Below are 6202 nucleotides of genomic sequence, written 5' to 3'. Positions count from 1 at the left end.
CCCATGTTCATCGCCTCAAAATTACTTTCTTTTGCGACGCAGCCGCTGGCCTGGGTTCTGGTCCTGCTGCTGAGTGGTTTGCTATTGATGCCACACTGGCGCAAATGGGGTGTTGGTCTGGTTTGGCTTGCGTTGACCGTTTTGACGATGCAAGGGTGGGAGCCGTTGCCAGACGCACTCTTGCGCCAACTTGAAACCCGGTACAAGGCGCCGACCATCAACGCGTCAATACCGCCTTTTGTGGGCGTGGTGCTGCTGGGCGGTGCGCTGGAGCCTGCCTATGTTTGGGAAGGCCACGGCCAGCCAGCCTTGAATGACGCGGCGGAACGCATGACAGCTGCGGTTGAATTGATGCAGCGCACCCCACACCTGCGCTTGCTGTTCACGGGGGGCGAAGGCGAGATGTTTGCCGGCAAGCTGACCGAAGCAGACCGCGCCAAAATATTTTTTGACCGCATGGGTGTTGACCCCTTGCGTGTGACCTACGAATCAGCTTCGCACACCACTTACGAAAATGCAGTTTTAAGCGCCGCCGTGCCCGGTATGAACACCAGCCAGCCTTGGTTGCTATTAACGTCGGCCTCACACATGCCGCGCGCCATGGCCACCTTTGTCAAAGCGGGCTGGAACGTCACCGCTTACCCAGTGGATTACCGCACTGGCTTGCACACCCCGTGGACTCAATATTCACTGGCTACCGGCGCCAGCAAGTGGCACCTGCTCTTGCACGAATGGATCGGCCTGCTGTCGTACCAACTCGCCGGTCGCGCCTAATCCGTCGCCGGCTTCATCGTTATCCCCTGCGCACCCTTGACAGGGCGCAGGCTCGCGAGCACCTTGTCAATCCGCTTGCCATCCAGGTCAACGACTTCAAATAACCAGTCGCCACAAACAATGCGCTCACCCGTGACCGGCAAGTGGCCCGAGACCGACATCAGCAAGCCAGCCACCGTGTTGTAGCGGCCCCGGTCTTCGTCGGGCAAGTCGTCAATGTCGAGGCGAACCTTGAGCTCACCCACCGGCATCACGCCATCGAGCAGCCATGAGCCGTCTTCGCGCTGAGTGGCCCATGCATCGATCTGCGCCCCCGGCTGCAACTCACCGGTAATGGCTTCCAGCAGGTCGCGCGGTGTTAACAGGCCTTGCACCACGCCATATTCATCCACCACCAGCACAAAGCGCCCTGCCTTCTCCCGAAATTGCTCCAGCAATTCCATACCGCTCAGGGTTTCCGGCACAAAAGTAGCGGGCGTGACATAGTCTTCAATGGTTCCCGGCGCATCGGCACCCAATTCAAGCAAGCGGCCAATACTGATCTTGCCCACCACATCGTCCAGCGAACTGCGACACACCGGGTACCAGGAATGGGCGCCACCCCGGCCACCCGTGCCCGCCGCTTTCAGGCTTTGCGCCACGCTGTTGGACGCATCCAGCCATTCCACGTCGGTCCGGGGCACCATCAGCGAGGTCAGGGGTCGGTCATCCAGTTGAAATACGTTTTGCACCATCTGGTGCTCATGCTGTTCAATCACCCCGGCATCCACGCCCTCCTCCAGGCTGGCGGTAATTTCTTCTTCAGTGACAGCGCGCGAAGCGTTGGTGTCGATCCGCAGCAAATTAAGCATGGCTGCAGTAGTACCAGACAATAATTTAACGAAGGGTTTGGCAACTGTCGCCAGCCATAGCATGGGCCGCGCCACCCAGCGCGAAACCGACTCAGGGTGCAGTTGCCCGATGCGCTTGGGCACCAGTTCACCAAAAATAATGGTGGTGAAGGTGATTAAAGTCACCACGATGGCGGTGGCAGAAATTGCGGCTGCTTTTTCGGCCACGCCAAAGCCATGCAGCCAGATGGCAACGCCTTCACTGAAGGCGGCCTCGCCCACAATACCATTAAGCACACCGATGGACGTAATGCCCACCTGGACCGTTGACAAGAATTGATTGGGGTTGCCCAGCAGCGTGAGTGCGGCCTGCGCGCCTTTGTCACCCTCCTCGGCCATCGCGTTGAGCCGCGACTTCTTGCTACCGGCCAGTGCCAGTTCCGACATGGCAAAAACAGCATTCAGCAGGGTCAGAAAAACAATCAGTAAAAAATCCATGGATCAACAGCGAAAATAAACACCATGGCACTTTACTTGATTGGTGACGTGCAGGGTTGCGATAGCGCTCTGCAACGATTGCTGGATGAAATTTCTTTTTCTGCGAGCCGCGATTCGCTCTACTTTCTGGGCGATCTGGTCAACCGGGGTCCGGACTCGGCGGGCGTGTTGCGACGCCTGATGGGTTATGGCGCGGCAGTTCAGTGCGTTTTGGGCAACCACGACCTGCATCTGCTGGCGGTGGCCCATGGGGCGCGCAAGCCACACCGCAAAGACACGCTCAACGGGATTCTGGGCGCCCCGGACCGCCCGGCCTTGCTGGACTGGCTACGTTGGCAGCGCATGGCGATTTTGGAACGCCTTGATATCCATGAGGTATTGATGGTGCACGCCGGCGTGCTGCCTGCGTGGACCGCTGCAAAAACAATAGCACTAGCAACCGAGGTGGAGTCCATGTTGCGCAGCCCTGACCTGGGTGATTTTTTGCATCAAATGTATGGCGATGAGCCCGCAGTCTGGGACGAAGGACTCACGGGTCACTCGCGATTGCGCGTGATCGTGAATGCGCTGACCCGGTTGCGCTTTTGTGATGCCCGTGGGCATATGGAGTTTGCGACCAAAGAAGGGGCTGGTGCCACACCCGAAGGTTTCATGCCGTGGTTTGAGGTACCCGAACGCAAGACCGCCCACATCACAGTGGCCTTTGGGCACTGGTCCACGCTAGGCTGGCTGAACCGTGCTGATGTGCTGTCGCTTGATACAGGTTGCGTGTGGGGTGGCTGTTTGAGTGCCTTGCGCATAAGCAGCGCCGGCTCAGGTGCGCCGCTCGCTCAAAAGCTGCTTCAGGTGAAGTGCGAGCAAGCCCAAAAACCGGGCAAATAATCAGACCCAAAAATGAAAATGCCGGAACAAGTCCGGCATTTTTTCTATCAGGGTTCCGTCAAGTGAGCGAGGGCTCTGACTTGAACAAAGCGGCTATGCGTCGCTTGGGCTTGATGTTGGCTGAAATACTGCGTGCACCTGGCCGCGTCACAGCCGCTTCCCAGGAAGGGGCTGTGGCTGTTGCAGGGGCTGCTTCATAAGGTTTGTCAAAGAACGGATCACGCGAAACAGGTGCTTGGCGCGTGAAGTCACGGCGAGGCGGACGATCCTGACGTGCAAACTGACCTTCATGCGCCACGTCGTGCATGGCACCGCGGTTGCGGCCCTGACGCGAATCATCCTGCGCACCTTCGGCATACATGCGACGGCCGTCATTGATGCGGCCTTGCTTGCGAATGTCAGGCACGTCTTCGTCAAACTCAACCGCTTCCAGCTCAATCTTGGTTTTAATGAGCTTTTCAATATCGGCGACCAGTCGGGTGTCACTCTTGGAGACAAACGTCACAGCCAAGCCAGCAGCGCCAGCACGACCCGTGCGCCCAATGCGGTGCACGTAGTCTTCGGCATTGAAAGGCACATCAAAGTTGAACACGGCAGGCACGTCCTTGATGTCCAACCCACGGGCGGCCACGTCAGTACACACCAGCAAATCAACTTCGCCTTTTTTGAACGAATCGAGGGCTTTCAAACGCTCGTCCTGGCTCTTGTCGCCATGCAGTGCGGTGGTTTTGAGGCCTTCGTGTTCCAGCGAGCGCGCCAGTCGGGCACAGCCCAGCTTGCTGTTCACGAACACAAACGCCTGCTTCATGCCGCGTTGTTTCAGGATTTGGTGCAGGGCGTGGCGCTTGTCATCGTCGCCCACACTGTAAAAGTGCTGCTCAACCGTAGAGGCGGTGGCATTGGAGCGGGCGACTTCAATCGTCACCGGGTCTTGCAGGTAACTGCTGGCCAGACGCTTGATCTCTGAGGAGAACGTGGCCGAAAACAGGAGCGTGATGCGCTGCTTGGGCAGGTAACTCAAGATGCGTTGCAAATCGGGCAGGAACCCGATGTCAAGCATGCGGTCAGCTTCGTCCAGCACCACGTACTCAACCTGGTTAAGCACCGCATTTTTGGCTTCAATGTGGTCCAGCAAGCGACCCGGTGTTGCCACCAAAATCTCAACGCCTTTTTTCAGCTCCAGCGTCTGGGGCTTCATGTCCATGCCGCCAAACACCACGGCACTGCGCAGTGAGGTGTATTTGGCGTAGAGCTTGACTTGCTGGGCGACCTGATCGGCCAGCTCGCGCGTTGGCAGCAGCACCAAGGCACGCACCGGGTGGCGAGCGGGCGAAGTCGAGGGGTTCTCGTGCTTCATCATGCGCTGCAGTAGCGGCAGGGCAAAAGCGGCAGTCTTGCCGGTGCCGGTTTGGGCAGCGCCCATCACGTCACGTCCTTGCAGGACAACGGGAATCGCCTGCGCCTGGATCGGCGTCATGGTCGCGTAACCCATCTCGGCCACGGCGCGAGCCAAGGGCTCGGCCAATTGCAACTGGGCAAAGGCCATGGGCAAAGTGTCGGGGGTCAGGGTCAGATCAGGGGTTTGATCAGAAGTCAATTCAAGCATTCATAGCCAAGGTCAAATGCTACCAATCCGATAGCTGATGGCACCCAAGAACTGGGGCAAACCCCTATTATCCTCGATATATCACAATTGGCGTGCAGAAAACGTATCGCAGCGTTTGACACTGCCATTTTTCAGACCGATATCGAACCAACGTTGACGCTGCGCACTGGTGCCATGGGTAAAACTATCGGGCACCACAGCACGGCCACTGGAACGCTGCAAAGCGTCATCGCCAATTTTTGCCGCGGCGTTCATGGCCTCTTCCACATCTCCTTGCTCAAGCAACTGCCGGGCGGCCTGCGCATGATTGGCCCAAACACCGGCAAAACAATCGGCCTGGAGTTCGAGTCGGACGCTCAAGGCGTTGTATTCGGTCGGGCTAACGCTGCCCCGCTTCTGGTCCATCCTGGCGCTGATGCCCAGCAGGTTTTGCACATGGTGCCCGACCTCATGGGCGATCACATAGGCTTGCGCAAAATCGCCCGGTGCACCGAGGCGATCCTTGAGCGTTTTATAAAAATCCAGATCGATGTAAACCTTCTGGTCACCCGGGCAATAAAAAGGCCCCATCGCAGCCTGCCCTTGCCCGCAAGCGGTGGGTGTGGCGCCATGGAACAGCACCAGTTTGGGTTCTTTGTAGGTCGCGCCACCCTTGGAGAACACGTCTTTCCAGACATCTTCGGTATCTCCCAGCACGGTAGCCACGAACTTGGCCATGTGGTCCTCCGCAGGGGGTTTGTGGGCGGCGACTTGCTGCGTTTGGGGGGCGGGATTGCCTCCGCTGAGCAGGCTGAGCACCGTCATGGGGCTGACGCCTAAAAAGTAAGACGCCACCAGGGCGATGGCTATGGAGCCAAGGCCCAGTCCACGCCCGCCAAAGCCACTACCACCGCTGGATGAACCACCTTCATCACGGCGGTCTTCGACGTTGTCCGATTCGCGATTGCCTTCCCACTTCATGGCACCACTCCTGTTGAACTACGAGGACGCTTTTGGCAGGCTCAGGCTTTGGGCAAGGTCACGCCGACCTGGCCCTGGTACTTGCCGCCGCGGTCTTTGTAGCTGGTCTCACAGACTTCATCGCTCTCGAAGAACAGCACTTGGGCACATCCTTCGCCAGCGTAAATTTTTGCAGGCAGGGGCGTGGTGTTGCTGAATTCAAGCGTCACGTAGCCTTCCCACTCGGGCTCAAAAGGCGTCACGTTGACGATGATGCCGCAACGGGCATAGGTGCTCTTGCCGAGGCAAATGGTCAGCACGTTGCGGGGAATACGAAAGTACTCCATGGTGCGGGCCAGCGCGAAGCTGTTGGGAGGAATGATGCAACTGTCGCCGTAAAAATCGACAAAGCTTTTTTCATCAAAGTTTTTCGGGTCCACCACGGTGCTGTGAATGTTGGTGAACACCTTGAATTCGGGCGCGCAGCGGATGTCGTAACCGTAGCTGCTGGTGCCGTAGCTGATGATCTTGTTGCCGTCGCGCTCGCGCACCTGGCGCGGCTCAAAGGGCTCAATCATGCCGGTGGTCTCGGCCATGTGGCGGATCCATTTGTCACTCTTAATCGTCATGGGAACTGAACTCCTGAAGTTGGCAGATTGTAAGCAAGCCCTGA

General features: G+C 58.0%; 6 protein-coding genes. 2 read left to right on the top strand and 4 right to left on the bottom strand.

Going from position 1 to position 6202, the window contains the following annotated elements; genetic code table 11:
• A partial coding sequence (locus tag WCG50_RS16445; RefSeq protein ID WP_336900677.1) for a YdcF family protein occupies positions 1-774 on the top strand: 774 nt, incomplete at its 5' end.
• Here WCG50_RS16445 and WCG50_RS16440 read toward each other — a convergent pair.
• Complete coding sequence (locus WCG50_RS16440) at positions 771-2102, bottom strand: hemolysin family protein (protein ID WP_336900676.1); 1332 nt, start codon at positions 2100-2102, stop codon at positions 771-773. The two genes, WCG50_RS16445 and WCG50_RS16440, sit on opposite strands and share 4 nt — an antisense overlap.
• Positions 2103-2126: 24 nt before the next feature.
• On the opposite strand from WCG50_RS16440, the gene WCG50_RS16435 reads away from it, so the two are divergent.
• The gene (locus tag WCG50_RS16435; RefSeq protein WP_336900675.1) at positions 2127-2984 is read left to right on the top strand and encodes a symmetrical bis(5'-nucleosyl)-tetraphosphatase; all 858 of its coding nucleotides are present in this window, start codon (positions 2127-2129) and stop codon (positions 2982-2984) included.
• Positions 2985-3042: 58 nt separating this feature from the next.
• On the opposite strand, the gene WCG50_RS16430 is transcribed toward WCG50_RS16435, so the two are convergent.
• The 3 genes from WCG50_RS16430 to dcd all read right to left on the bottom strand — a co-directional run bounded on the left by WCG50_RS16430 (position 3043) and on the right by dcd (position 6158).
• On the bottom strand, positions 3043-4536 hold the full coding sequence (locus WCG50_RS16430; protein ID WP_336900678.1) for a DEAD/DEAH box helicase: 1494 nt from the start codon (positions 4534-4536) through the stop codon (positions 3043-3045).
• Positions 4537-4671: 135 nt separating this feature from the next.
• On the bottom strand, positions 4672-5550 hold the full coding sequence (locus WCG50_RS16425; protein ID WP_336900674.1) for a neutral zinc metallopeptidase: 879 nt from the start codon (positions 5548-5550) through the stop codon (positions 4672-4674).
• Between the two features lie 41 nt (positions 5551-5591).
• The gene (dcd, locus tag WCG50_RS16420) at positions 5592-6158 is read right to left on the bottom strand and encodes a dCTP deaminase (protein WP_336900673.1); all 567 of its coding nucleotides are present in this window, start codon (positions 6156-6158) and stop codon (positions 5592-5594) included.
• Between the last annotated feature and the right edge of the window lie 44 nt (positions 6159-6202).

Origin of the sequence: Rhodoferax sp. (assembly GCF_037143375.1) — a bacterium.
Lineage (GTDB): Bacteria > Pseudomonadota > Gammaproteobacteria > Burkholderiales > Burkholderiaceae_C > Rhodoferax.
Note: the sequence above shows the minus strand (reverse complement) of the source record. Positions and strands in the feature narration are given on the sequence as shown.

Bases quoted from the DNA above. Each gene is read 5' to 3' on its own strand.
- WCG50_RS16440 (WP_336900676.1), bottom strand. From the start codon at position 2,102: ATGGATTTTTTACTGATTGTTTTTCTGACCCTGCTGAATGCTGTTTTT.
- WCG50_RS16435 (WP_336900675.1), top strand. From the start codon at position 2,127: ATGGCACTTTACTTGATTGGTGACGTGCAGGGTTGCGATAGCGCTCTG.
- WCG50_RS16425 (WP_336900674.1), bottom strand. From the start codon at position 5,550: ATGAAGTGGGAAGGCAATCGCGAATCGGACAACGTCGAAGACCGCCGT.
- dcd (WP_336900673.1), bottom strand. From the start codon at position 6,158: ATGACGATTAAGAGTGACAAATGGATCCGCCACATGGCCGAGACCACC.